General features: G+C 58.7%; 20 protein-coding genes. 10 read left to right on the forward strand and 10 right to left on the reverse strand.

Annotated elements, in window-relative coordinates:
• Positions 1-5 precede the first annotated feature (5 nt).
• The 8 genes from VD17_RS01530 (at position 6) to VD17_RS01560 (ending at position 8,598) form a co-directional block, all read left to right on the forward strand.
• Positions 6-800, forward strand: coding sequence for a carbon-nitrogen hydrolase family protein (locus VD17_RS01530; RefSeq protein WP_046052382.1), 795 nt, complete (start codon positions 6-8; stop codon positions 798-800).
• Positions 801-848: 48 nt separating this feature from the next.
• The gene (pqqF, locus tag VD17_RS01535) at positions 849-3,281 is read left to right on the forward strand and encodes a pyrroloquinoline quinone biosynthesis protein PqqF (RefSeq protein WP_046052383.1); all 2,433 of its coding nucleotides are present in this window, start codon (positions 849-851) and stop codon (positions 3,279-3,281) included.
• Between the two features lie 155 nt (positions 3,282-3,436).
• A complete protein-coding gene (pqqA, locus tag VD17_RS31365; protein ID WP_009045898.1) occupies positions 3,437-3,511 on the forward strand; it encodes a pyrroloquinoline quinone precursor peptide PqqA in 75 nt (24 codons plus the stop codon).
• A gap of 75 nt (positions 3,512-3,586) precedes the next feature.
• Positions 3,587-4,498 carry a pyrroloquinoline quinone biosynthesis protein PqqB gene (gene pqqB, locus VD17_RS01540; RefSeq protein ID WP_046052384.1) on the forward strand — a complete coding sequence of 304 codons (912 nt, stop codon included), beginning with the start codon at positions 3,587-3,589 and terminating at the stop codon, positions 4,496-4,498.
• Between the two features lie 139 nt (positions 4,499-4,637).
• Positions 4,638-5,390, forward strand: a complete 753-nt coding sequence (gene pqqC / locus VD17_RS01545; RefSeq protein ID WP_046052385.1) for a pyrroloquinoline-quinone synthase PqqC — start codon at positions 4,638-4,640, stop codon at positions 5,388-5,390.
• A complete protein-coding gene (gene pqqD, locus VD17_RS01550) occupies positions 5,387-5,662 on the forward strand; it encodes a pyrroloquinoline quinone biosynthesis peptide chaperone PqqD (RefSeq protein WP_008024193.1) in 276 nt (91 codons plus the stop codon). The genes pqqC and pqqD overlap by 4 nt, the downstream gene beginning before the upstream one ends.
• On the forward strand, positions 5,655-6,809 hold the full coding sequence (gene pqqE / locus VD17_RS01555) for a pyrroloquinoline quinone biosynthesis protein PqqE (RefSeq protein WP_185753087.1): 1,155 nt from the start codon (positions 5,655-5,657) through the stop codon (positions 6,807-6,809). The genes pqqD and pqqE overlap by 8 nt, the downstream gene beginning before the upstream one ends.
• On the forward strand, positions 6,775-8,598 hold the full coding sequence (locus VD17_RS01560; RefSeq protein WP_046052387.1) for a S9 family peptidase: 1,824 nt from the start codon (positions 6,775-6,777) through the stop codon (positions 8,596-8,598). The genes pqqE and VD17_RS01560 overlap by 35 nt, the downstream gene beginning before the upstream one ends.
• 147 nt (positions 8,599-8,745) lie before the next feature.
• On the opposite strand, the gene VD17_RS31370 is transcribed toward VD17_RS01560, so the two are convergent.
• From VD17_RS31370 to VD17_RS01580, 4 genes are all read right to left on the reverse strand, one after another.
• The gene (locus VD17_RS31370; RefSeq protein ID WP_007904205.1) at positions 8,746-8,904 is read right to left on the reverse strand and encodes a YqaE/Pmp3 family membrane protein; all 159 of its coding nucleotides are present in this window, start codon (positions 8,902-8,904) and stop codon (positions 8,746-8,748) included.
• 83 nt (positions 8,905-8,987) lie between these two features.
• The gene (locus tag VD17_RS01570; RefSeq protein WP_046052388.1) at positions 8,988-9,308 is read right to left on the reverse strand and encodes a helix-turn-helix domain-containing protein; all 321 of its coding nucleotides are present in this window, start codon (positions 9,306-9,308) and stop codon (positions 8,988-8,990) included.
• Positions 9,301-9,657, reverse strand: a complete 357-nt coding sequence (locus VD17_RS01575; protein WP_046052389.1) for a type II toxin-antitoxin system RelE/ParE family toxin — start codon at positions 9,655-9,657, stop codon at positions 9,301-9,303. Before VD17_RS01575 ends, VD17_RS01570 begins: the two co-directional genes overlap by 8 nt.
• Positions 9,658-9,910: 253 nt before the next feature.
• Positions 9,911-11,194, reverse strand: a complete 1,284-nt coding sequence (locus VD17_RS01580; protein WP_046052390.1) for an aspartate aminotransferase family protein — start codon at positions 11,192-11,194, stop codon at positions 9,911-9,913.
• Positions 11,195-11,363: 169 nt separating this feature from the next.
• Here VD17_RS01580 and VD17_RS01585 point away from each other — a divergent pair, with 169 nt between their 5' ends.
• Positions 11,364-12,293, forward strand: a complete 930-nt coding sequence (locus VD17_RS01585; RefSeq protein WP_046052391.1) for a LysR family transcriptional regulator — start codon at positions 11,364-11,366, stop codon at positions 12,291-12,293.
• Between the two features lie 227 nt (positions 12,294-12,520).
• Here the strand turns inward: VD17_RS01585 and VD17_RS01590 are convergent, their stop codons facing one another.
• The 4 genes from VD17_RS01590 to VD17_RS01605 all read right to left on the reverse strand — a co-directional run bounded on the left by VD17_RS01590 (position 12,521) and on the right by VD17_RS01605 (position 19,889).
• Positions 12,521-14,299 carry an acyl-CoA dehydrogenase C-terminal domain-containing protein gene (locus VD17_RS01590; RefSeq protein ID WP_046052392.1) on the reverse strand — a complete coding sequence of 593 codons (1,779 nt, stop codon included), beginning with the start codon at positions 14,297-14,299 and terminating at the stop codon, positions 12,521-12,523.
• 187 nt (positions 14,300-14,486) lie between these two features.
• Positions 14,487-16,283 (reverse strand): acyl-CoA dehydrogenase C-terminal domain-containing protein, encoded by a 1,797-nt coding sequence (locus tag VD17_RS01595; RefSeq protein ID WP_046052393.1) that lies wholly within the window; start codon positions 16,281-16,283, stop codon positions 14,487-14,489.
• 90 nt (positions 16,284-16,373) lie between these two features.
• Positions 16,374-17,663 carry a GGDEF domain-containing protein gene (locus tag VD17_RS01600; RefSeq protein WP_046052394.1) on the reverse strand — a complete coding sequence of 430 codons (1,290 nt, stop codon included), beginning with the start codon at positions 17,661-17,663 and terminating at the stop codon, positions 16,374-16,376.
• A 147-nt stretch (positions 17,664-17,810) separates the two neighbouring features.
• Complete coding sequence (locus VD17_RS01605) at positions 17,811-19,889, reverse strand: cytochrome-c peroxidase (RefSeq protein ID WP_440130552.1); 2,079 nt, start codon at positions 19,887-19,889, stop codon at positions 17,811-17,813.
• A 1,202-nt stretch (positions 19,890-21,091) separates the two neighbouring features.
• Between VD17_RS01605 and VD17_RS01610 the strand changes: the two genes are divergently transcribed.
• The gene (locus VD17_RS01610; protein ID WP_046052395.1) at positions 21,092-22,846 is read left to right on the forward strand and encodes a hypothetical protein; all 1,755 of its coding nucleotides are present in this window, start codon (positions 21,092-21,094) and stop codon (positions 22,844-22,846) included.
• An 86-nt stretch (positions 22,847-22,932) separates the two neighbouring features.
• Here VD17_RS01610 and VD17_RS01615 read toward each other — a convergent pair whose 3' ends face one another.
• Positions 22,933-24,738, reverse strand: a complete 1,806-nt coding sequence (locus VD17_RS01615; protein WP_046052396.1) for a phenylacyl-CoA dehydrogenase — start codon at positions 24,736-24,738, stop codon at positions 22,933-22,935.
• A 277-nt stretch (positions 24,739-25,015) separates the two neighbouring features.
• Complete coding sequence (locus VD17_RS01620) at positions 25,016-25,312, reverse strand: hypothetical protein (RefSeq protein ID WP_046052397.1); 297 nt, start codon at positions 25,310-25,312, stop codon at positions 25,016-25,018.
• Between the last annotated feature and the right edge of the window lie 65 nt (positions 25,313-25,377).

The following is a 25,377-nucleotide window of genomic DNA, read 5'->3' on the forward strand; positions in this document are numbered from 1 at the left end:
CCGAAATGCGCGTAGCCCTTTACCAATGTCCACCGCTGCCCCTGGATGTCGCAGGCAATCTGCAACGTCTGCATCAATTGGCGCTGGAGGCCAAGGGCGCGGATTTGCTGGTGCTGCCGGAGATGTTTTTGACCGGCTACAACATCGGCCTCGATGCCGTCAGCGTGCTGGCGGAAGTGCACAACGGTGAGTCGGCGCAGCAGATCGCGCGCATCGCCAAGACGGCCGGGATCGCCATTCTGTATGGCTACCCCGAGCGCACCGAAGACGGTCAGATCTACAACGCCGTGCAGTTGATCGACGCCAATGGCGAACGCCTGTGCAACTACCGAAAAACTCACCTGTTCGGCGACCTCGATCACTCGATGTTCAGCGCCGGGCCGGATGAGTTTCCGCTGGTTGAACTCAATGGCTGGAAGCTCGGTTTCCTGATCTGCTACGACCTGGAATTTCCGGAAAACGCCCGACGCCTGGCCCTGGCCGGCGCCGAGCTGATTCTGGTGCCGACGGCTAACATGATTCCTTACGACTTCATCGCCGACGTCACCGTCCGCGCCCGGGCCTTCGAAAACCAGTGCTATGTGGCTTACGCCAACTATTGCGGCAACGAAGGCGAGATCCAGTATTGCGGCCAGAGCAGCATTGCCGCACCGGATGGCAATCGCATCGCCCAGGCGGGCCTTGATGAAGCACTGATTGTCGGCGAGCTGGATCGTCAATTGATGGTCAATTCCCGTGCCGCTAATCGCTACTTCCTCGATCGCCGCCCCGAGCTTTATGGCGAGCTGAACAAGCGCTGATCCATCGTTATCCGCTAGCATTGGCACTTCTCTGTTCTGGAAGTGCTCATGTCTGCGCTGAATCACCCTCGCCCTCACACTGAAACCCTGGCCAACGGCCTGCGGGTGACGCTGCGTCATGTTCCCGATTTGAAGCGCAGTGCTGCGGCGTTGCGCGTCGCGGCGGGCAGCCATGATGTGCCGGCGGCCTGGCCCGGGCTGGCGCACTTTCTTGAACACCTGCTGTTTCTCGGCACAGAGCGCTTTCCCGCAGACCAAGCACTGATGGCCTACGTCCAGAGTCATGGCGGTCAGGTGAATGCGCGGACCAGCGAACGCACCACGGATTACTTTTTCGAGTTACCGCCTCAGGCGTTTACCGGGGGACTGGAACGTCTGTCGGACATGCTCGCTCATCCGCGTATGAATCCGGACGATCAGCGGCGGGAACGGGAAGTGCTGCACGCAGAATTTGTTGCATGGTCTCGGGACACGACCGCTCAGCAGCAATTCGCGCTGTTCGACGGCCTTTCGGTGGCGCACCCACTGCGGGCGTTTCATGCCGGCAACCGCTACAGCCTGCCGGTGCCGCAACCTGAGTTTCAGCAAGCCTTGCAGGGTTTCTATCAGCGGTTTTATCAGACCGGGCAAATGACCTTGAGCCTGACCGGTTCGCAGAGTCTCGATGAGTTGAGGGCGATGGCTCAGCGCTTTGGCGCGGCTATTCCCGTAGGGGAAAAGGTCCCGCAGCAAGCGCCTGCATCGCTGATGGATTCCTCGGACAAAAGTTATCAACAGGCTGGAGCGCGTCGAATGGATCTGCTGTTTGCCTTCGAAGCGTTGCCCGATTCATCGCCCGAGGCGCTGGCGTTTCTGTGTCATTGGCTGAACGCCGCGAAACCTGGCGGTCTGCTGGCGCAATTGCGCGAGTGCGGGCTGGCTGACTGCCTGAAAGCTGCGCCGTTGTATCAGTTCGCCGGCCAGGCTTTGTTGCACATCGAATTCACGTTGCCTGCCGACGCGACGCCCAACGGGATCCGCGAACAGCTACTGGGTTGGCTTGGATTCTTTGCCTCACAACAACCCTGGACCGGATTGCGCGAAGAATACGCCGCCCTGCTGCAACGCCAACAGCAAGTCAGCGGCGCCCTGCAACTGGCTCGACTGGACAGCGAACAGCGTGAAACAGGGTTATCCGAATCGGGCGTTGCAGCCCTCAAGGAAGTCCTGAAAAAAATCGGTGCTGTGGATAACTTCACCGGCCAATGGCAACTGCCCACACCTAATCCGTTTTTACGCGCCGAGGCTCCGGCCCCGAGTGCTGGACTGATCCGCGGCCAGACCAGCAAACACCGAGGCTTGCGAACCTTTGCCCAGGATCGCTCACGCGGTCGTCGTGAACGTTCGCCCATGCAGTTCAGTCAGGCGTTACCGGATAACAGTGCCGAAGGTGCCGTTTACCTGCGCTGGCGTCTGGACTTGGCACCTCACAGCAACCTTCAGGCGAGCCTGGAAAACCGCCTTCAGCCGTTGCGTGAAGACGCTCGTCAGGCAGGTGTCGATTTTTCCTTCAGCGCATCGGGCAATGAATGGCTGCTGAAAATGACCGGGCTACAGGAGCCGATGCCGACCGTCCTCGAACATGCGCTGAAAGAACTGACAACACCTGATGCCGGTTTCTCACAGGAAGAGCCTCCGAGCGTTGCGTTGATGCCGATTCGGCAGTTGCTTAAAGCGCTGCCCGATCACTGCCTTGAGCGCACCGCTGACTCGGACGACCTGGCTCAGCTTTGGTCCAGCGCACGCTGGGATGGTCTGGCGACCGGCCTGTCTGCCCAGACTCAGGCGGCGATGGGCCTTGCCTTGAGTCGTGTACCCGGCACTGCGGACAATCAACTGACGCCGCCCTCGCCGATAAACGCGCAGCATCTCTGGAGCGCGGTCGATACCGGGTCCAGCGAACACGCGTTGTTGCTCTTTTGCCCGACGGCAACCGCGGACATCGCTGACGAAGCCGCCTGGCGCTTGCTGGCTCACGTCTGCCAAACGCCGTTTTACCAGCGCCTGCGGGTAGAACTGCAGCTCGGTTATGCGGTGTTCAGCGCCCTGCGGCAGATTCATGGGCAGTCAGGATTGTTGTTCGGCGTGCAATCCCCGAGCGTCGCCCCTCTGGACCTGCTGGAACACATCGAACACTTCCTGAGCGGATTGGCCGGGATGATCGAAGACATCAATGACGAGACCTTCATCGACCAGCGCCAGGCACTGGCCGATCAATTCGATAGCGCAGCGTTACCCAATGCGCAGGCCGCTGAACTGCTCTGGCAGGGCAAACTGGCCGGCCGCTCGTCGGAATATCTGACTCAACTGCCTCAGGCAATTCTGATGATCGACCGCGAAACGTTACTGGCCGCAGCACAACGACTGAATCAGGCCGAAGGCGGTTGCCGCTGCCTGGCCAGCGGACCGTGCCCGGCCTCGCCTTGGCAAGCGGCAAAATGATCATTACCGGTGCTGCAATTAGCTTTCTCAAAGATTCCCGGCCAATCGCCCTGAAATTTTGAGTAACATAGCCACCTAACTATCTGAACATCTCCGGCTGGAGGTGGACTATATGTATAGATCTCAACTGTCCCATCACCTGAAGGAGCGCTTCTATGTCCTGGTCCAAACCTGCTTACACCGACCTGCGTATCGGCTTTGAAGTCACCATGTACTTCGCAAGCCGCTAATCTTTTTGTAGCGCAGTGCAACGCCTCGGCTCGCCGAGGCGTTTTTATTTTCAGTTTTCGAATGATGGAGCGGCCATGTTTGTCCAGATTCTAGGTTCCGCCGCCGGCGGTGGTTTCCCCCAGTGGAACTGCAACTGCGTGAACTGCGCCGGTTTTCGCGATGGCAGCCTGAACGCCAAGGCGCGGACCCAGTCGTCCATCGCAATTTCCGATAACGGCGTGAACTGGGTGTTGTGCAACGCATCGCCGGACATCCGCGCCCAACTCCAGAGCTTCGCCCCGATGCAACCGGGCCGCGCCCTGCGCGATACCGGCATCAACGCGATCATCCTGATGGACAGCCAGATCGACCACACCACCGGCCTGCTCAGCCTGCGCGAAGGTTGCCCGCACCAGGTCTGGTGCACCGACATGGTCCACGAAGACCTGAGCACCGGTTTCCCGCTGTTCACCATGCTGACCCACTGGAACGGCGGGCTGACCTGGAACCAGATCGAGCTCGACCGCAGCTTCACCATCCCGGTCTGCCCGAGCCTGCGCTTCACCCCGCTGCCGCTGCGCAGCGCCGCACCGCCGTACTCACCGCACCGCTTCGACCCGCACCCCGGCGACAACATCGGCCTGATCGTTGAAGACCTCAACACCGGCGGCAAACTGTTCTACGCCCCGGGCCTGGGCAAGGTCGACGCACCGTTGCTGGAGATCATGGCCGGCAGCGATTGCCTGCTGGTGGACGGCACGATGTGGGATGACGATGAAATGCAGCGCCGTGGCGTCGGCACCCGAACCGGTCGGGAAATGGGTCACCTGGCACAAAACGGCCCCGGCGGCATGCTGGAAGTGCTGGAACAACTGCCCAAACAGCGCAAAGTGCTTATCCACATCAACAACACCAACCCGATTCTTGATGAGGATTCGCCGGAGCGCGCAGAACTGGCTCGGCGCAATGTTGAAGTGGCTTACGACGGCATGAGTATTGTGCTGTAGGAAATCAAGACCGCTGCGCGGTCTATCGCGAGCAAGCTCGCTCCCACAGTTGATCGCATACCCCTGTGGGAGCGAGCTTGCTCGCGATGGCGTCCGAACAGACACCAAAGAATCCACCGGTTGTTCCCGGAGAACCGACATGACTGACACCGCAATGTCCCCCGCCGAGTTCGAAGCGGCCCTGCGCGCCAAGGGCGCCTATTACCATATCTATCACCCGTATCACGTGGCGATGTATGAAGGCCGGGCAACGCGCGAGCAGATCCAGGGCTGGGTGGCCAACCGTTTCTATTATCAGGTGAACATCCCGCTCAAGGACGCCGCGATCCTCGCCAACTGCCCGGACCGCGAGATACGTCGTGAGTGGATTCAGCGCCTGCTCGACCATGACGGCGCCCCCGGCGAAGACGGTGGCATCGAAGCCTGGCTGCGCCTGGGCCAAGCCGTCGGCCTCGACCCGGATCAGTTGCGCTCGCAGGAATTGGTACTGCCCGGCGTGCGATTCGCCGTCGATGCCTACGTCAACTTCGCTCGACGGGCCAGTTGGCAGGAAGCGGCCAGCAGCTCGCTGACCGAACTGTTTGCGCCGCAGATCCACCAGTCGCGCCTGGACAGCTGGCCGCAGCATTACCCCTGGATCGACCCGGCTGGTTACGAATATTTCCGCACCCGCCTGGGTCAGGCACGCCGCGACGTGGAACACGGCTTGGCGATCACGTTGCAGCACTACACGACGCGGGTCGGCCAAGAGCGCATGCTGGAAATTCTCCAGTTCAAACTGGACATTCTTTGGAGCATGCTCGATGCCATGAGCATGGCCTACGAACTGAAACGCCCGCCGTATCACAGCGTGACCGAGCAACGGGTCTGGCATAAAGGAATCACCTTATGAGTTTTGATCGCAGCAAGACCCCGACCTGGCGTCCCGGCTACCGCTTCCAGTACGAACCGGCGCAGAAAGGTCATGTGCTGCTCTACCCGGAAGGCATGATCAAACTCAACGAAAGCGCCGCGCTGATCGGCGGTTTGATCGACGGCGAGCGTGACGTCGCGGCGATCATCGCCGAACTGGACGCGCAGTTCCCCGGCGTGCCCGAACTCGGTGACGACATCGAGCAATTCATGGAGGTCGCCCGTGCTCAGCACTGGATCGAACTTGCCTGATTCCGCGTCAGACACGTTACCGCCCAAACCGGAAATCGGCCTGCCCTTGTGGCTGCTGGCCGAGCTGACCTATCGCTGCCCGCTGCAATGCCCGTATTGCTCCAATCCGCTGGATTTCGCTGAGCAAGGCAAAGAGCTGAGCACCGAGCAGTGGATCAAAGTGTTCCGCGAAGCGCGGGAGATGGGCGCGGCGCAGTTGGGCTTCTCCGGCGGCGAACCGCTGGTGCGTCAGGACCTCGCCGAGCTGATTGCCGAGGCGCGCAAGTTGGGTTTCTACACCAACCTGATCACCTCGGGCATCGGCCTGACAGAGCAGAAAATCAGCGACTTCAAGAAGGCCGGCCTGGACCACATTCAGATCAGCTTTCAGGCCAGCGACGAGCAAGTGAACAACTTGCTGGCCGGCTCGAAAAAGGCCTTCGCCCAGAAGCTGGAAATGGCTCGCGCTGTGAAAGCCCATGGCTATCCGATGGTGCTGAACTTCGTGACCCATCGGCACAACATCGACAAGATCGACCGGATCATCGAGCTGTGCATCGCCCTTGAGGCGGACTTTGTGGAACTCGCCACGTGCCAGTTCTACGGTTGGGCGCAGCTCAACCGGGTCGGTCTGTTGCCGACCAAGGAGCAACTGGTCCGCGCCGAACGCATCACCAATGAATACCGCGCCAAACTCGAAGCCGAAGGGCATCCGTGCAAGCTGATTTTCGTCACCCCTGACTATTACGAAGAGCGCCCGAAAGCCTGCATGAATGGCTGGGGCAGTATTTTTCTGACGGTCACGCCGGACGGAACTGCCCTGCCCTGTCACGGCGCCCGACAGCTGCCGGTGCAGTTTCCCAACGTGCGCGACCACAGCATGCAGCACATCTGGTACGACTCGTTCGGCTTCAACCGCTTCCGCGGTTACGACTGGATGCCCGAGCCGTGCCGTTCCTGCGACGAGAAAGAAAAAGACTTCGGCGGCTGTCGCTGCCAGGCGTTCATGCTCACAGGTGACGCGAGCAACGCCGACCCGGTGTGCAGCAAATCGGAACATCACGGCGTGATCCTCAAGGCTCGCGAAGAAGCCGAGCACGCGACCCATACCATCGAACAACTGGCCTTTCGCAATGAACGAAATTCACGACTCATCGCTAAAAGCTGAACCCTTCAGCGCTGCCAAGGCTGTTGCGGCCGGCATCGATTTCGCCGAGTTGCAAGTCAGCCAAAATGGCTTGTTCTGGAACGAGTACCGCCCCGAGGACGCCGCCTGCCGAATCTGGCATTGGCGTGACGGTCAGGCGCACTGCCTGACGCCTGCGGGCTTCAGCGTGCGCAGTCGGGTGTACGAATACGGCGGCGGCGCGTTCTGTCTGACCGATGACGGGATCGTGTTCGTCAACGAGGCGGACCAACAGCTGTATCGGCAGTCGCTGGCCGGCGAGACGCCTGAGTTGCTGAGCTCAGGCGAATGCCGATACGGTGATCTGCAGTTCGCTAACGGGCAGGTCTTGGCGGTGGAAGAAAACCGCAATCGACATCGTCTGGTGGCTATCGATGTGGCTGACGGGGCACTTCATCTGCTGGCCGAAGGCGCCGACTTCTATGCCGCGCCGACGTTGAGTCCCGACGCGCAACGATTGGCGTGGATCGAGTGGAGCCGCCCGGATCAGCCATGGACCGCGACTCGCCTGATGATTGCAGAACGCCAGAACGATGGCCGTTTTGCTCCGCCGCGTTGCGTGGCTGGCGGAGACGCCGAGGAATCGCTGCAACAACCGAGGTTCGATACCAGCGGCCGTCTGTTTTGCCTGACTGATCGCGGTGGCTACTGGCAGCCTTGGGTGGAATCGGCAGACGGTTTGAGCCCGCTGCCGAGTGCCGCAGCGGATCATGGGCCAGCGCCGTGGCAGCTGGGTGGCTGCACCTGGTTGCCACTGAGCGAAGGCCGCTATCTGGCGAGCTGGACCGAAGGCGGGTTTGGCAAACTGGGTATTTGTGGTGACGCCCGTGAAGATTTCACGGGCGATTACAGCCGCTTCCGCTCTCTCGCACTGGATGAGCAGTTCATTTACTGCATCGCCGCTTCGCCAGTCAGTTCATCGTCAGTCGTTGCCATCGACCGCCAGACCCGGCAAGTCAAAATACTGGCCGGCGGTATTGCACCGTTGCCGGCCGAGCAGATCAGCGTCCCGCAAACTCTGAGCTACCCGAGCGGTTCGGGCGAGGCGCACGGCTTCTTCTACCCAGCAATGACCGGTGACGCGAAACCGCCTCTGGTGGTGTTTATCCACGGCGGACCGACATCGGCCTGCTACCCCATGCTCGATCCGCGTATCCAGTACTGGGCACAACGTGGCTTCGCCGTGGCCGACCTCAACTACCGCGGCAGCAGTGGCTATGGCCGGGCTTATCGGCAAGCGTTGCATTTGAGCTGGGGCGAAGTGGATGTGGAAGACGCCTGCGCCGTCGTCGCTCATCTTGCTGATCGCGGACTGATCGACGGCAACCAGGCGTTTATTCGCGGTGGCAGTGCCGGTGGCTACACCACTCTTTGCGCATTGGCGTTCCACAACGTCTTTCGCGCTGGCGCCAGCCTGTATGGCGTCAGTGATCCTGCGGCGCTGGGCCGGACGACTCACAAGTTCGAAGGCGATTATCTGGATTGGCTGATTGGTGATCCGGTGCAGGATGCCGAACGCTACGCCGCTCGAACGCCGTTGCTGCACGCGGGCAACATCAGTGTTCCGATGATTTTCTTTCAGGGTGAACTGGACGCAGTGGTGGTGCCGCAACAGACCCGCGACATGGTCTCGGCACTACAGGACAATGGCATTCTGGTTGAAGCGCATTACTACGCTGACGAACGCCATGGCTTTCGCAAGGCCGGCAATCAGGCCCATGCGCTGGAGCAGGAGTGGGTGTTTTATCGAAGGGTGATGGCGTTGGCGTGAAGTCTGCGGCCGTGCAGGAAGTGTGTCGCCCCATTCGCGAGCAGGCTCGCTCCCACAATGGATCTGTGGTGTACAGAAATCCCTGTGGGAGCGACGGTGCGACGATTCGACCTGCTCGCGAAAGCGATCTATCTGACGCCGCGAAACTCAGCGTTTGGCAATGATATACACCGCATGCACGATCCCGGGGATGTAACCGCACAACGTCAGCAGAATATTCAGCCAGAACGCCCCGGCGAAACCGACTTGCAGAAACACACCCAGTGGCGGCAACAGAATGGCGATGATGATGCGAATAAAGTCCATGGGGTCAGCTCCTGATTAAAGTTGGCTCGTGTGAGCCTACAGCTAATCGACCTTTGCCGTTTGTCAGGGTTCAGTGCGGTTCTTCAGGCCAGTATCTCAAGCCCGTGTTTCTGAACGATGCTCAGCAACTTCAGCGCCATGCCGCTGGGGTGCTTGTCTCCCGCTTCCCATTGTTTAACCGTCGAGGCGCTAGTGTTCAGATAACGCGCGAACACTGGCTGGCTTACGTTGTTGCGTTCGCGTAGCGCTTTGATCTGCTCAGCGGGGATCGCGTCTGGAACCGTTGCAAGACATGATTCATCGAATTCGCGCATGGTTGCCTTGCTGATTGCACCGATGGCAAACAAGGCACTGGCTGACTCGTGTATCGATTCCGACATTTCACTTTTGAATTTTTTACTCATGAGGTATCTCCACAAACTCCTTCATATCCAACAAACGCTGGATATCCATCTCGGTTAGCCCTCCATATGTCTTGGCTAACTCGCGTAAGTCGGCCAACTGCCTCGGACTGATATTGCTCTGGTCTTTCTTGGCATACAGAAACTGATAAATCCAGTAACGGCCACCTCTGGCCAAAACAATCGACCGATGGCGGTTCGCATTCAAACGTTTTTTCCAGACCCCGCCGCCGAGATTGTCTGCCTGGCCATCGAGCATTTCAGTGAATGCCTCCCGAAGCTCTTCATCACCGACCCAGGCCTTACCGGCCTGCATCGTAAAACGCTTTGTCTTGAATAACCTTGGTGACATTGGCATCCCTTCCTCAAAACATACCACTCAGTGGTACAGAACTCAAAGCCAGGTCCACCAACATATTGTTTCGCTGGCACCGGCACTCCTTGCCGATACCCTCTAAAAAGCCATTGATCCCGATCCGGCTCAAGCACTGAAATGCATTTGGCAAAACGCAGAGACAAAAAAACGCCCCACGCCAAAAGAATCAGGCATGGGGCGATGCGTTATACCGCGAGACGGTTCGGGAATTCGTGTAGGGCAGGTCTGATCAGACGGCAATCCCTTTGCGGCACTGCAGTTGCGCAGTGCGCACGCGGGAGAAGGCGCGGGCCAGGCGCAGGAGCATTTCGTCGATGTTGGCTTTGCTGACGGTCAGGGCCGGGGTAAAGCGCAGGCAATCGGGCTGCGGCGCGTTAAGCAGCAAGCCTTCGTACAACGCCGCTTTGACGACGGCGTCAGCCGATTCGTCGGACAAGGTAAGGCCCCAGAACAGTCCTTGCCCGCGCAACTCGCCATGACCATAGCGATGGGATAAACGCTGCAGACCTTCGCTCAAGTGCTGACCGGTTTCCCTGACATGATCGAGAAACCCCTTGTCCTGCACGCTGTCGAGCACGGCAAGCCCGGCAGCCGTCATCAGCGCATTGCCATGATGAGTTCCCGTCACTTCGCCGACGTCGAAACAGCAGGCTTTGCCCCGCGCCAGCAATGCCGCCAATGGCACGCCACCGCCCAGCCCTTTGCCGAGAACAACGATATCTGCCCGCACGCCGTAGGATTGTTCGGCGAGCAAAGTGCCGCAACGACCGAGGCCGGTTTGCACTTCGTCGAAGATCAGCAGAATGCCCAGCTCACGGCACAGGCGCTCGACCCCTTTGAGGTAATGCTCGGTGGCCGGTATCACCCCGGCTTCGCTCTGGATCGGTTCGAGCATGATCGCCACGGTCTGGGCATCGACGGCTGCATGCAAGGCCGGAAGGTCATTGAACGGCACGTGACTGAAGCCCGGAAGCAACGGTTCGAATCGGTTAGTCAGATTCGAACTGTCCGACGCCGAAATCGTCCCCAGACTACGACCATGGCAACCGTTGCTGGCAACGATGATCCGCGAAGCCCCGCCCCGATGCAGTTGGCCCCATTTGCGTGCCAGTTTGATCGCCGCTTCACAGGCTTCGCTGCCACTGTTGAGCAGGTACGCCTGATCACTCCCGGTGCTGGAACACAGTCGTTCAGCAAGATTGAGCATGCCGCGGTTATGCAGGCCGAAACCGGGGTTGATCAGCGACTGAGCCTGCGCCGCGATGGCGTTGACCAGCACTGAAGGGCTGTGTCCGAGGCTATTGGCCCCGCCACCTTGTGAGAAATCCAGATAAGCGCGGTCATCGCTGTCCCACAACCATGAGCCCTGGCCGCGCACGAATATCTGTTTCGGTCGCTCGACACTGGGCATCAGGCACTCGCTGGAAAGATTGTCGCCTTGGGACGGCAAGTAGGGGCCCACCGCCAGGTCATCAAGACTCGGAGGAGTGCGCCGCAAATTAAACAGGTTCATCTGATCAAACCTCGTGTGAGGTTTTTTGCCTTACCTATGTAAACACCATCGAAGGGAACGGTATTCATCGCGCTCTGTGGCCCTGTAAGCCTTGTCAATGCGGTTAGACTAGGCTCAGGCAAGGCCTTGAGCCATTTCGATTTCCCAGCATTTTCGATAAGCACACCTTATGGATTTCAAGCAACTGCGTTATTTCGTCGCGGTCTACGAAGAAGGTCATGTGGGCCGGGCCGCCGAGCGGCTTTCAATCTCCCAACCGGCACTGTCCCAGCAGATCCGCCACCTCGAACAAAACCTCGATGTGAGCCTGTTCGAACGCAGCAGCAAACGGCTGCTGCCAACCCTGGCTGCTCATACGTTGTACAACCATGCCCTGCCCTTGCTGGATGGATTGCAGCGGGCACGGGAAGCCTTGGGCAACTTCAAGGGCCAGGCACTGCGTACATTGGCCATCGGTGTATTGCAGACCGTCCATACCAGCCTGGTGCCGCAGATGCTCGAACGCGTGCGCAAGGCGCAGCCTCACTTGGTGGTGCAGATCTATGAACTGACGGGGCTGGAAATCGAGCGGCGCTTGCTCAACGGTTCTCTGGACATCGGCATCAGCTATCTGCCGCCTCGTCAGCCGGGGTTGCACGGCGTGATGCTGTACGAAGACGAGCTGACCCTGGTCATCCCGGCGGATCACCCGTTGCGGGAATTCAAGAAAGTCTCGATGAGTCAGGCCGCCGAATTGCCAATGTTGTTGCTGGGTGAAGAGTTTCAAGTGCGACAGATCTGGCAGGCGCAACTGGCCAATCTGGGACGACGTCCGCAGGTACAGGCAGAACTCAACAACATGGCGGGGATTCTCGACAGCCTGCCGCACACGCGTCTGGCGACGGTGCTGCCCGGACGCTCGCAACAGGCACACGGCAACAAGGAACTGTTGTGGAAACCATTGAGCGAGCCGAGGGTGCCGCTGAAAGTGGGCTTGGTGTGTCGGGATGTGCAGCGGCAACAGGCTTCGCTGGCCTTATTGCGTACGTTGCTGGAAGAAGTGATGAATGGCTCGGAGGGGCGTTTGATCAACCCGGCAACACTGGATGAGATGAGCTGAGCACTTTTCTGCAGGCAAAAGAAAACCCCGCCGAAGCGGGGCTTTGCAGACTGTTTCCCTGACATCCATTTCACTCCGCCGTCCTGGCAGAATCCTACGTGTCCGTGTTGTTGCTTTGCGCTTCCTGCGCGACGTCCATGTGAAGTAGATTAGCTGTGGATCCAATCTGCATCTATGGGAGAAAAGCAGCACGTCATGTAAGAGATTGCTTACATGACGTTACAGTGTCAGAACTGTCCTGCGTCCAGCAGGAACAAGGACTCGCTGCCGGCCTTCACTGACGCGCTCAACGAGTGAATGCGCGGCAACAGACGTGCGAAATAGAAGCGCGCCGTGCCCATCTTGCTCGCGTAGAAATCGTCCTGCGCCTCTTTACCAAAAGCGGCCTTGGCCATCAGTGCCCACATGTACGCATACGACACGTAACCGAAAGCTTGCAGATACTCGACCGAGGCAGCGCCGATTTCGTTCGGGTTGCTTTTCGCCCGATCCAGCAACCAGGCGGTCAGTTCGTCGAGGGTGGTCACGGCATCGTTCAGCGGTTTGGTGAACTCGGCCAGATCAGCACTGGCAGTCGCGGTGAAATGACGGATCTCGTCGGCAAACAGATTGTAGAACGCCCCGCCGGTACCGACGATCTTGCGTCCTACCAGGTCCAGCGCCTGAATGCCGTTGGTGCCTTCGTAGATCTGAGTGATGCGCACGTCGCGAACCAGTTGCTCCTGGCCCCACTCACGGATGTAACCGTGGCCGCCGAAAACCTGCTGGCCGTGAATCGTGGTTTCCAGACCCAGGTCGGTCAGGAACGCCTTGGCCACCGGGGTCAGCAAGGCCACCAAATCTTCTGCGCGTTTGCGGGTCGTGGCGTCCTCGCTGAACTTGGCGGTGTCGAGTTGCATGGCCACGTACGTCGAGAAGGCACGACCACCTTCGTTCGAGGCTTTCATGGTCAGCAGCATGCGACGCACGTCCGGGTGGACGATGATCGGGTCAGCGACCTTGTCCTTGTTCTGCGCGCCGGTCGGCGAACGACTTTGCAGACGGTCGCGGGCGTATTCGACGGCGTTCTGGTACGAGCGCTCGCCGCTGGCCAGGCCCTGGATACCCACACCCAGACGCTCGTAGTTCATCATGGTGAACATCGCGGCCAAGCCTTTGTTCGGCTCGCCGATCAGATAACCCACGGCCTCATCGAAGTTCATCACGCAGGTCGCGGACGCCTGGATGCCCATCTTGTGTTCGATCGAGCCGCAGGTCGCCGGGTTGCGTGCGCCCAGGCTGCCATCGGCATTGACCATGAACTTGGGCACCAGGAACAGCGAAATGCCTTTGGGCCCCGCCGGTGCGTCTGGCAGTTTGGCCAGCACCAGATGGATGATGTTCTCGGTCAGGTCATGCTCACCGCCGGTGATGAAGATCTTGGTACCGCTGACTTTGTAGGAACCGTCAGCCTGAGGTTCGGCCTTGGTACGGATGATCCCCAGGTCAGTACCGGCGTGTGGCTCGGTCAGGCACATGGAGCCGGCCCAGACGCCGGCGTACATGTTCGGCAGGTACGCGGCTTTCAGCTCATCGCTGGCATGGGCGTTGATCGACAGGCAGGCGCCTGCGGTCAGCATCGGATACAGACCGAACGACAGGCTGGCGGAGTTGACCATTTCTTCGACCTGCGCCGAAACAGCCTTGGGCATGCCCATGCCGCCGTAGGTCGGATCGCCGCCGACACCGACCCAACCGCCTTCAGCGTAAGTCTGATAAGCCTGTGGGAAACCTGCCGGCGTGGTGACGGCACCGTCCGCCCAATGGCAACCTTCTTCGTCAGCCGCACGACTCAGGGGCGCGATGCTTTTGCTGGTGACCTTGCCGGCCTCTTCAAGAATGGCTTCGACCGTTTCAGCATCGACAGTCTCGGCCAGCGCTGGCAGCTCGGCCCAGAGTTTGGCGACCTCGAAAACTTCATTGAGGACGAAGCGCATATCGCGCAGGGGCGCTTTGTAGTCAGCCATGGCAAACCTCGCAAGATCTAAACAGGTGATTCGTAGGAGTGGTGCTTTCGTTGGGTTTGAGTGTAACCCAACAACTTTTACGACACATAGGGTCAGCTCATGACCGTTTTGTTATTTTTAGTCACTGAAAAGCGAACTATTAAAGAAGCCCGCAACTAGGCGGGCTCCTTTGCGTCGGCTTGAAACACTATAGTGCGAATAACTCCGCAGGCAGGTTCATCAGACAATCGCTGCCCGCTTCGATGGCCGCCCGATGAGCCGCCGTGCGTGGCAGCAAACGCTTGAAGTAAAACTCGTTGGTCGCCAGTTTTGCCTGGCAGTAATCGGCATCGCCACTGCCCGAATCGAGCTGCGCCTGAGCGACCAACGCCATGCGCAGCCACAGATAGCCGAGGATGATGTAACCGCTGTACATCAGGTAATCCACCGAAGCCGCGCCGACTTCATCCGGATTTTTCATCGCCGCCATTCCGACCTTGGTGGTGACCTCTCCCCACTGCTGATTCAGGTCGTTGAGCTGCGCCACGTAGCTGGCGAGTTGCGGATGTTCAGCGTTCGCCGCACAGAATTTGTGAACTATTTTGGTAAAGCCCCGCAGCAATTTCCCTTGGCTGCCGAGGACTTTTCTTCCGAGCAAGTCCAGCGCCTGAATACCGTTGGTGCCTTCGTAGATCGGTGCGATCCGGCAGTCACGAACCAACTGCTCCATGCCCCATTCGCGGATGAATCCGTGACCACCGAACACCTGCATGCCGTGGTTGGTCACTTCCAGCCCGGTATCGGTCATGAAGGCTTTGCAGATCGGCGTGAGGAACGCCAGCAGGTCTTCGGCATCCTGACGCGCCGTCTCATCCGTACTCAGATGTGCCACGTCCAGCAACTGCGCAGTGAAATAGGTCAGCGCCCGGTTGCCTTCGTTGAAGGCCTTCATGGTCAGTAACATCCTGCGCACGTCAGGATGAACGATGATCGGGTCGGCAGGTTTATCCGGTGCTTTCGGGCCGGTCAGGGCGCGCATCTGCAGACGGTCGTTGGCGTACTTGATCGCGCCCTGAAAGCTCGCCTCCCCCAGACACAAACCCTGCATGCCGGTGCCCAGCCGCGCGTGGTTCATCATGGTGAACATGCAGTTCAGACCCTTGTTCGGCTCACCGATCAAGAAACCCTTGGCCTCATCGAAGTTCAGCACACAGGTGGCCGAGGCCTTGATGCCCATTTTGTGTTCGATCGAGCCACAGGAAACGCCATTACGTTCGCCCGCCTCACCCTCGTCATTGGGTAAGAATTTAGGAACGATAAACAGCGAAATACCTTTGGTGCCGGCTGGTGCGTCCGGCAGTTTGGCAAGCACCAGGTGAATGATGTTTTCACTCATGTCGTGCTCGCCGGCAGAGATGAAGATCTTGCTGCCGGAAATCGCGTAGCTGCCGTCAGCCGCAGGCACGGCGCGGGTTTTGATGATGCCCAGGTCGGTGCCGCAATGGGCTTCGGTCAGGCACATGGTGCCGGTCCATTGGCCAGCGGTGAGTTTGCTCAGGTAAGTCTGTTTCTGTTCTTCAGTGCCATGGGCGTGGATTGCCGACATTGCACCGTGAGTCAGGCCGGGGTACATGCCCCAGGAGGTGTTGCTGGAGCCGACCATTTCGCTGATCACCAGCCCCAGTGAACTCGGTAAACCCTGGCCACCGTAAGCCGGATCAGCCGCCAGACCGTGCCAGCCGCCTTCAACGTATTGTGCGAATGCCTGCTTGAAGCCTGTAGGCGTCGTGACCACGCCATTGTCGAAATGGCAGCCTTCTTCGTCGCCGCTGCGGTTCAGCGGTGCGAGAACGTTCTCACAAAATTTTGCACCTTCTTCGAGGATCGCATTGACCATGTCCGGGCTGGCATCGATGGCGCCCAGCGCGGCGTAGTTGCTGTGAAAATCGAAGACGTGGTCGATCAGAAAGCGCATGTCGCGCAGGGGAGCTTTGTACTCAGGCATGGTCATTTCTCCGGCAGCAGATTCCCCAAACCTACTGCTGCGCACCCGGCCTCACAATCACAGTCCAGACGCTGAATGCGCCATCATCACTCAATCAGTAGCGGCGTCCATGCGCACCGCGCCACGACGGTTTTGACCGAACGCCACCACACAGTTGCGCCCCGCGCCCTTGGCACTGTAGAGCGCCTCGTCAGCGGACTTGAGCACTTTTTCGGGGGTGCGCTGCTCCAGTCGTTCGGCCACGCCGATGCTGACGGTGACCGACACACTTGAGGCGCCCGCCCCCGCGCGACGTTGACGACCTTGCTGGTCATCCTGAGGACGGCTGTCCTGATTGCGCAGTTGAATGTTGTAGGTGGCGATGGACTCGCGGATGACTTCCAGGTGCGGCATGCACTCTTCGAGGGTCTTGCCTGCGAACACCAACGCAAACTCCTCTCCGCCGTAGCGATACGCCCTACCGCCTCCGCCGATTTTCGACAGCTTGCTGGCGACCAGTCGCAGTACCTGGTCGCCGACATCGTGACCGTGGGTGTCGTTGAATTTCTTGAAGTGATCGACGTCGCTCATCGCCAGCACGTAATTGCGGCCGAGCCGCTGCATCCGCTCGTTCAGGGCGCGGCGGCCCGGCAGACCGGTAAGCTCGTCGCGGAAGGCCATTTGATAGGCCTCATGGGCGACCGCTGCGGCAATCATCAACATCACCTGGCTGCACATGATGTTCAAGGTGAACGGCAGGATGAAGGTTTTCGGCAACATCCAGAACAACCCGAGCAGGCCCACCAATTGGGCAGCATGCAAGGGTCTCGGGTTGCGCCAGTATTGCCAGGCCAGCAATACAAACGAGGCGATGAACACCGGATAAGACAGCTGGATCAGGCTCATCCAGGCGCCATGCAAGGCTGGCCAGCGGATCTCCGCCAGCCACATCAACAGCGCCTGTGGGTAACTTTGTTCCAGCCCCAACGCCACGCTACCGAAGGCCAGCAACACAGCGAAGCGCGCCACCATGTCCTGGAACAGGTGGGTGCGCTCCTGCCAGGCGGCGAACACACCGAATAGCAGCGGCAGCAACAGGCAACACAGATGGAAGACCACCGCGGCGTCTTCACGAACCTTGCCGTAGTCGCGGTAATAGTCGGTCTGGGTGTCGAGCAGGTAGTAGGCGATGTACACCGTGACCATCAGAAACAGCTCACGCTGGCGTCGGTAAACCGCGCAGTAAGCACCGCCGAGCAACAACACCAGGGTGGGCAGTACGTTGAACAGCGAGGTGAAAAAGACGTTCAGATCCTTCACGTACGCAGCCGCCAGCCCCGCGAGCAACAGCAGTAATGACGGCAGGAAATGGCTGAAACGTACAGCGGAAGAACGCGGCAAGGGTAACGCTCCGACCCGTCATATCAATAGATGGCATTGTGCCCACCTACTGTAACGGCAGAAACGCCGGCTTACTGAGCGATTTGTCAGGTTTTTTTAGCAGGTGCGTGGCTGGCCGCAAGCCGCGCGGCCAGTCACGTCGTTCAATCAAAGATCGTTGTAGAACGGCAGCAACGGTCCCTCTTTAACTTTGCGACCTTCTGCACCTACGGGTTTGAGCGTTATTAGCGCATCCATCGCCTGTCGGGTGGTTATCTTCGGATTGACTGGCCGTATCGTCACGGAGTTTTCGTCACCCACCTCGCCTTGTGGAATGACCAGCGATGGATGATCGAATGGCGCCTGCTCCCAGGCGACTCGCGGATCGGTCAACCCGACCTCCATGAACTTGACCAGAGCATCCACTTCATCGGGAGTCAGGTTCAGCGCTGTCATGTCTGGATCGAGGTTCGATGTGTTGTGCTGATTCACACTCGGATGATCGAATCCGCTGGTGTTGTTCGCCTCCGAGCCGCGCCGGTCGCCGCCCCGGTTGTAGAACTCCATGACCTGTTTGAGCGTCGCGCGGCTGCCATTGTGGAAATAAGGCCCGGTCAACGCGATGTTGCGCAGGGTCGGGGTTTTGAATGCACCATCAACCGCATCGTGGAAGCCCACATTGGGCTTGAGCGTCGAGTCGCAGGGGATTCCCGCACTCAGCAGCGCTTCGAAGGTGCACACATCAACGTCCAGCGGATCCGGCACATTGCGGCCCTGCAGTTGGGTGTTGTACTCACGAGTGAACGACAGCGGGTTGCCCCACGCGTCCGATCCGCCGAGTGCCAGGTCCTCCGACGTCGGGCGCACACCGGTGTTGTAGAAGCCGTTGTCGTACAGTGCGGTCAAGCTGTCAGCCATCACCATACGTTCGATCCGCTCACGGGGATGGAACAGCAACCGGCTGGCGGCATTGGTCAATTCCGCGCCGCCGTGACAACTGATGCACTTGCCTTTGCCAAGGAACAGATTCATCCCCTGGACTTGCTGGGCATTCATTGCCTGTTGATTGCCTTGCAGGTAGGCATCCAGCGGTGCCTGGTCGGAAATCAGGGTGGATTCGTACATCTGAATCGCCAGCCCGAAGAACAGCGGGAAGTTGGCTTCCATCTGGGTATAAGGAGCGTCGCCGAGTGAAACCTGCTTTGTGGCGTTCCACAGTCGAGGATAAAAAGCCGCCTTGATCAATTCCCTGTAGGTGGGCCGGCGGGCACCGGAAACGGGGCCGAGCACCGAATCGGTGGATGAAATCCTCTGCTGTTTAAGCATCAGCGTATCGAGCATGCGTCGTCCAATGTCCGCGAAGGTGCGACCGCCGCAGGACATTTCAACCGGGCTGCCGGGTGGGCCCACAGCCTGCGAGGCGGCAGACGCATCGTTGAGCGCCAACCGAACCTTGGTCGCCACCCCACTGCGGTCGCTGGTGACGAAAATCCCGGCGTCAGGGTCGCGATTACCGAACGGCGAGAAGCCGTTGAACACGTTATTGGCCCGACCGTCCCAAAAGTTGCGAACGTTGAACGCGGCATTGATCACCGTCGGAGCATTGCGTCCCGTGCTGCGCCGCACGTTGATGCCACCCACCTGGAAGATACCGTCCGGTTGCTGAATGCACTTGTCGAACCGCGCTTGCCTGGGTTTGACGAAGTTGGCGTCGAACACCCCTTGCGAGCCAATCACATCGTCGGTCGAGTAGACAATCGGCGAATTGCGATCCAGCGGATCGGCCAGCACATGAGTCGGGAAGTCGGTTTTCTTGAGCGTGTAGTTCGGTCCCCCCTTCCCGGCGGACAGAGTCGCGTAGGAAGAGACATCGCCTGGAATATCGGCGGCTACGAACGGCTTGTTGAAGATCGACGCAACGTTTGCATGGGTGCTGGCCTGGCCCGGGTTGATCTGGTTGGTGATCCGGTGATCGACCCCTGCGTGAAAGTGGCAAGACGCACACGCCGTCGAGCCATCGCTACCGATCTCCATGTCCCAGAAAAGCGCCTTGCCCAATAGAATCGCCGCCGAGCGATTGAGCACATAGTCGGTCATCAAGTCGACTTTGCGCCCGCCCTCTGTTCCCGCGGGGTCAGGCGGTGTCATCCCGTGCAGCGACTGCAGGCTGGGCACATCCGGCGCGGGCGTGACAACCTCTGGCGCTGAAGCGGCAAAAGCGCTGTTGCAAGCCAGACTGACTGCGATCAGGTTGCCCGCGATCACGCAGGCCAAGCGGGGAGTACGAAGGATGCTCAAGGGTTTTACCATGATGACATTCTCGATTCAGTACGGAGTAGCCGGGCTCCGGGGTTTTCCTGTTACGAGATGAACTCACGGCCATAAATCGTGCTACTCGCACGAGCCATTACACCAACTCTAAGTTGGGTACGACGCGGAGATGCCGAACTGGCAAAGTACTCTCTTGGCTCAGGTTTGATAGAAACACTTTTTTTGTCGCGCCGACGAGAGCGCTTAACTTCACTCTAGCTGTAACAAAAAATTTCAAAAGCGGAAACGAATATTTTTTTCGGCCAGGTGTTAGTTATTTTGTGTTAATAGCAGCCCCTCTCAAGTGCGACTAACCCCCCTCAATTTTGGTGTACTTCCACCCCCACTTCTGGGTTATATCCCCCAACGGCTATCTAAATGCAATCAACAATACAAATTAATATCAATATTTACAATCACTTATGTATAACAATCATCTATGCAAAACTCCGGCAAATTAATTGCTAACTCAGTAGCAAAGGGCGCCCGCTATTTAATCTCCCGGCACGCCAGATCCACTTACTCAGTACCTACATGATTAGCCCCCACTTCACGCGTGTACAAGTTACACTGCGTGAGCTATGTATTTTATTTAACATCAATACAAAAAAGTCTTATGACCAACACCTAAATACATTTCTCTTGCAATGTTGTTCCGCCCGGAGTAGGTATAGACAATATTTCTCATTCAGCACTTAGGATCAAACTCAACCAGTGAGTAACTGCACGTCATTTCACACACTCCCAAACTTGGGTATATGTCCCCCCCTGTGCCGGGGGTATTAATTCGATAGTGTTATCCGCAATACCATCCTTGGCCGCGCAGCCCGCATTCTTAGTGCGCCGGTGATTGTTTGTGTCTAATTGTTTCAAAACCGGCACGACAACTGCTTTGTACGCCTCAGGCTCAAGGAAATGTCTCTCGCGTTTGCGTCCGTAACCGGCCGACGCAACGCAGATAGAAAGCACCTGAAGGGTAAGTGTCATTCGTGCAGCCACTGTACATGGACACTTTCTCTCTGGATCGAGCCCAATTCGACGCACACGACCTCCCGCTTCTTCTGCGCAGGGTTCAACGCATTGGCAGGTCTGCAAGTCGATAGGCCGGCAACTGGTTCTGCATGAAATTGGAGAGATCCATGAGCTTATCCACACTTGCAAAAGCGCTCGCTATACCGCCGCTCCACAAGCGACCCAATGCCTTGTCATGTCGCCACGGGCTTCTGGCCTGTGCCGTTTTCATGGCATTGGCCTTTGGAGCAGCAGACCCTGCGTTGGCTAAAAACGGGACGGCCAAACCACCCGTCAAGGGCGCAACCCCGCCGTTCTCGACGCCCACCCTACCCGACCCGGTATTCGCCAATCCGAATGCGGTTCATGGCTTCGACATCACCGGATTTATCCAAAACATGACTCTGGACCCCACCAACGTTAACTGCCCTAACACCACCGACCCTGGTCGCTATGGGGGCACCGTCCAACTGAACGGCGTGACGATAACCGTCCCCTGCAACACGATTATGCAGATGCCAGCCAACACCCTGAGCTGGGCGGACTTTGTCCATGGCGGCCCATTGGCGCTCAACAAAACACCACCGGCTTATCCTTCGTTCGAGATCCATGTGGTGGGCAACTTCATTGCCGACAAGAAAATTGCCGGTCTGATCTTTGTCTCGCAGCAATCTGCCAATGCTGGCAATGGCTACATTTCCCGAATCGACTACACCAACGGCAACATCGAAGTCGACAGCGGCAACCCTTCGCTGCCGACGATCATCCAGATAAACGATCCGAACGGACGTTTTGGCCGCCCGCAAAGCCCCGACCCGCGCTTCTCCGTCGACGACGCCAACCCCACCATTCATGCCGCCACCGGTTATCCGATGTGTGTGCCGCGTACCATATCCGGGGACGACACCCTCTGCCCGCAGAAAAACCGGCCTAAGGTGGTCACCACGACGACCACCAACAACTGCCGCAACTTCAGCCAGGCCGGCGTGACACTGCCGGCCAGCGGAGAGCTTTCAGCACCGGCGGTAGGTCAGGTCTTTTGCAGTCAGTTCGTCATGAAGCGGTTCAGCGATGCGACGCGCACCGCGACCGATCCTGACCCGACGCAACAGGCTCCATTCGAGGTCGGCGACTTCATCAGCTATTCCGGCACGCTGTTCAAATCGGCGACGTCGGGCAGCCCTGACTTCATCTCAGCGCACACCATCGAGGCCAATGTCGGGATCTACACTCAACCGGGGACTCAACCCAGCTACCTGTCTATCGGAGAATTCGGTGTGGGTACTGCCGACCCTGCGGCGACCGCTATCGGTGGCGCAGCCCAGGAAACGCAGGACCGGATATTCCTTGAAGCCTCGACCACCGACATCAAGACCCCGGTCGATATTTATCTGATCGATGTCAATCCATCGACGGGCGCCCAGACCAATCGCTGGGTGACCCCCTTTGAGATGACGGGTGAATGCGACCCTGCGGCAGGCCTTGCCGCCAGTTGCCTGGGAGCCTCGGGCGGCATCACGACCCAAAACCTGGGTGCCCAGCCACAACGTGCCAGGATTCGGGCAGCCAAGGCCCCGGCCGGACTGCTCAGCCAGCCGACGCGTACCTTGCGGGTCGTTGCGCGCTCAATGTGCGCTCCACAATTGTCCCTTTCCCAGACCGCCGTGGACAATTGCATTCAAAACGCCAGCCGGCTGACCGTAGCCAACGGTTTGACTGCAGGACAATACGTGGCACCGGTGTTCGAGTTCATCTTCCCGGAAGGCGTCAAACCCGGCGATCCAGTGGTTCCGAACGACTTCTGGCACCTGCCGTTCATACGCAACGGGGAAGGCACGAGCACTCCGACTGGAGTCGGCCCTTTAGAGCCAACCCCATGGTGAGTAAGGTCTGACGAGTCAGGATGGAGCAAAAAAAAACCGCCGTTCCCGAAGGAGCGGCGGTTTATTTCGAAGGACTGCGTTAAGGCTTAGTAACCCAGCGCGAAGTCTTCTTCTTTCATGTCCATCAGGTTGTTAGCGCCCGACAGCATGGTGACAACGTGAGTGCGGGTACGCGGCAGGATGCGCTGGAAGTAGAAGCGCGCAGTCTGCAGTTTGGCGGTGTAGAACGCCGTTTCGGTAGTGCCGGCAGCCAGTTTCTCGGCAGCCAGACGCGCCATGTCAGCCCAGAAGTAAGCCAGGCAGGCGTAACCGGAGTACATCAGGTAATCCACCGACGCCGCGCCGACTTCTTCGCGATCTTTCATGGCCGCCATACCGACCTTCATGGTCAGCTCGCCCCACTCTTTGTTCAGCGCAGCCAACGGCTCGACGAACTCTTTGACCGCTTCGTTGCCTTCGTTGGTCTGGCAGAACTTGTGGACGATCTTGGTGAAGCCTTTCAGGGCCTCGCCTTGAGTCATCAGCACTTTACGGCCCAGCAAGTCGAGTGCCTGGATACCGGTGGTGCCTTCGTACAGCATCGAAATGCGGCTGTCGCGAACGTTCTGTTCCATGCCCCACTCGGCGATGAAGCCGTGGCCGCCGTAGATTTGCACGCCGTGGTTGGCGGATTCGAAGCCGACTTCAGTCATGAAGGCTTTGGCGATCGGCGTCATGAACGCCAACAGTGCGTCGGCCTTCTTCTTCTCTTCTTCGTCCACGCCGTATTTGACGATGTCGACTTGCTTGGCCGTGAAGTAAACCATCGCACGGTTGCCTTCGGCGAAGGCCTTCATGGTCAACAGCATGCGACGTACATCAGGGTGAACGATGATCGGGTCAGCGGCTTTTTCCGGCGCTTTCGGGCCAGTCAGCGAGCGCATTTGCAGACGATCACGAGCGTATTTCAGACCGCCCTGGAAGCCGATCTCGGCGTGAGCCAGACCTTGCAGCGCGGTGCCCAGACGTGCGGTGTTCATGAAGGTGAACATACAGTTCAGGCCTTTGTTCGCCGGGCCGATCAGGTAACCGGTGGCCGAGTCGAAGTTCATCACGCAGGTGGCGTTACCGTGGATGCCCATCTTGTGTTCCAGGGAACCACAGGTCACAGCGTTGCGTGCGCCGACCGAACCGTCTTCGTTCGGCATGAACTTGGGCACGATGAACAGCGAAATGCCTTTGGTGCCAGCCGGTGCATCCGGCAGGCGTGCCAGCACGATGTGGACGATGTTGTCAGCCATGTCGTGTTCGCCGGCCGAGATGAAGATCTTGGTGCCGGATACTTTGTAGGAACCGTCGGCCTGAGGTTCAGCCTTGGTGCGCAACATGCCCAGGTCGGTGCCGCAATGCGGTTCGGTCAGGCACATGGTGCCGGTCCATTCGCCGGAAACCAGCTTGGTCAGGTAAGCCTCTTGCTGCTCAGGCGTGCCGTGCTCGGAAATGGTGTTCATCGCGCCATGGGACAGGCCAGGGTACATGCCCCACGACCAGTTGGCTTCGCCAACCATTTCGCTGACGGCCAGACCCAGAGACTCCGGCAGGCCTTGGCCGCCGTGCTCTACGTCATGGGCCAGGCTTGGCCAGCCGCCTTCGACGAATTGTTTGTAGGCTTCTTTGAAGCCCGTCGGGGTTTTAACGCCGGACTCGCTCCAGGTGCAGCCTTCGGTGTCACCCACGCGGTTCAGCGGCGCCAGCACCTGCTCACAAAACTTGGCGCCTTCTTCGAGAATGGCGTCAACCATGTCTGGAGTTGCGTCTGCACAAGCCGGAAGGCTCTGATAGTGCGCTTCGTAACCGAGCAGTTCGTCACGAACGAAGCGAATATCACGCAAGGGGGCCTTGTAGTCAGGCATAGCGATAAACCTCTGCTGATGTAACCGGGAATGAACGACCGTGTTGATTTGTTGTGACGGTCAAACAGTTGTTTGAAACATACGTTTACGCCCAAATCTTGTCAAGCGCCGATCTTTTGCCGTTCGTCATCACATGAGGCAAATACCAGACCCACAGCAACGCAACACCGTCGCCTGAGCAATACGCGGTGGAGGAAAGATTAGTTGAGGGAGAAGGATTCACGCAGAAAAACGCCGCGAATAGTCGCGGCGTTGAGGGAGCGGGTTCAGCGAGGGTTCAAGCGTAGGTATCAATCAGCGTACCGAGCATTTCGTCGGATGCCTTGGCGACTTTGACACCCAGTTCAACCTGAAATTTGCCTTGGGACATCTCGACCATATTGCTGGCCAGGTCCGACTGCTGACTGCGATCTACCGAACGCAGACGATCGACCTGAGCTTCGGAAGACTGGCTCGTCACCGAACGCTCGATCGTCGTGTTGGCGATCTGGCCAGAGGCCTGATCGGCACGGTTCTGCCCTGTCTGAATAGTGCTCAGACCGGCATAAAAAGCGGTGTTTCCTGAGATTTCCATGGGAGAACTCGTCCTACAAAGGATCAACAGCGGCCATTGAAGCAGACCCACTGACAAAAGACCCG

It is taken from the genome of Pseudomonas fluorescens (assembly GCF_000968015.1).
GTDB lineage: Bacteria > Pseudomonadota > Gammaproteobacteria > Pseudomonadales > Pseudomonadaceae > Aquipseudomonas > Aquipseudomonas fluorescens_W.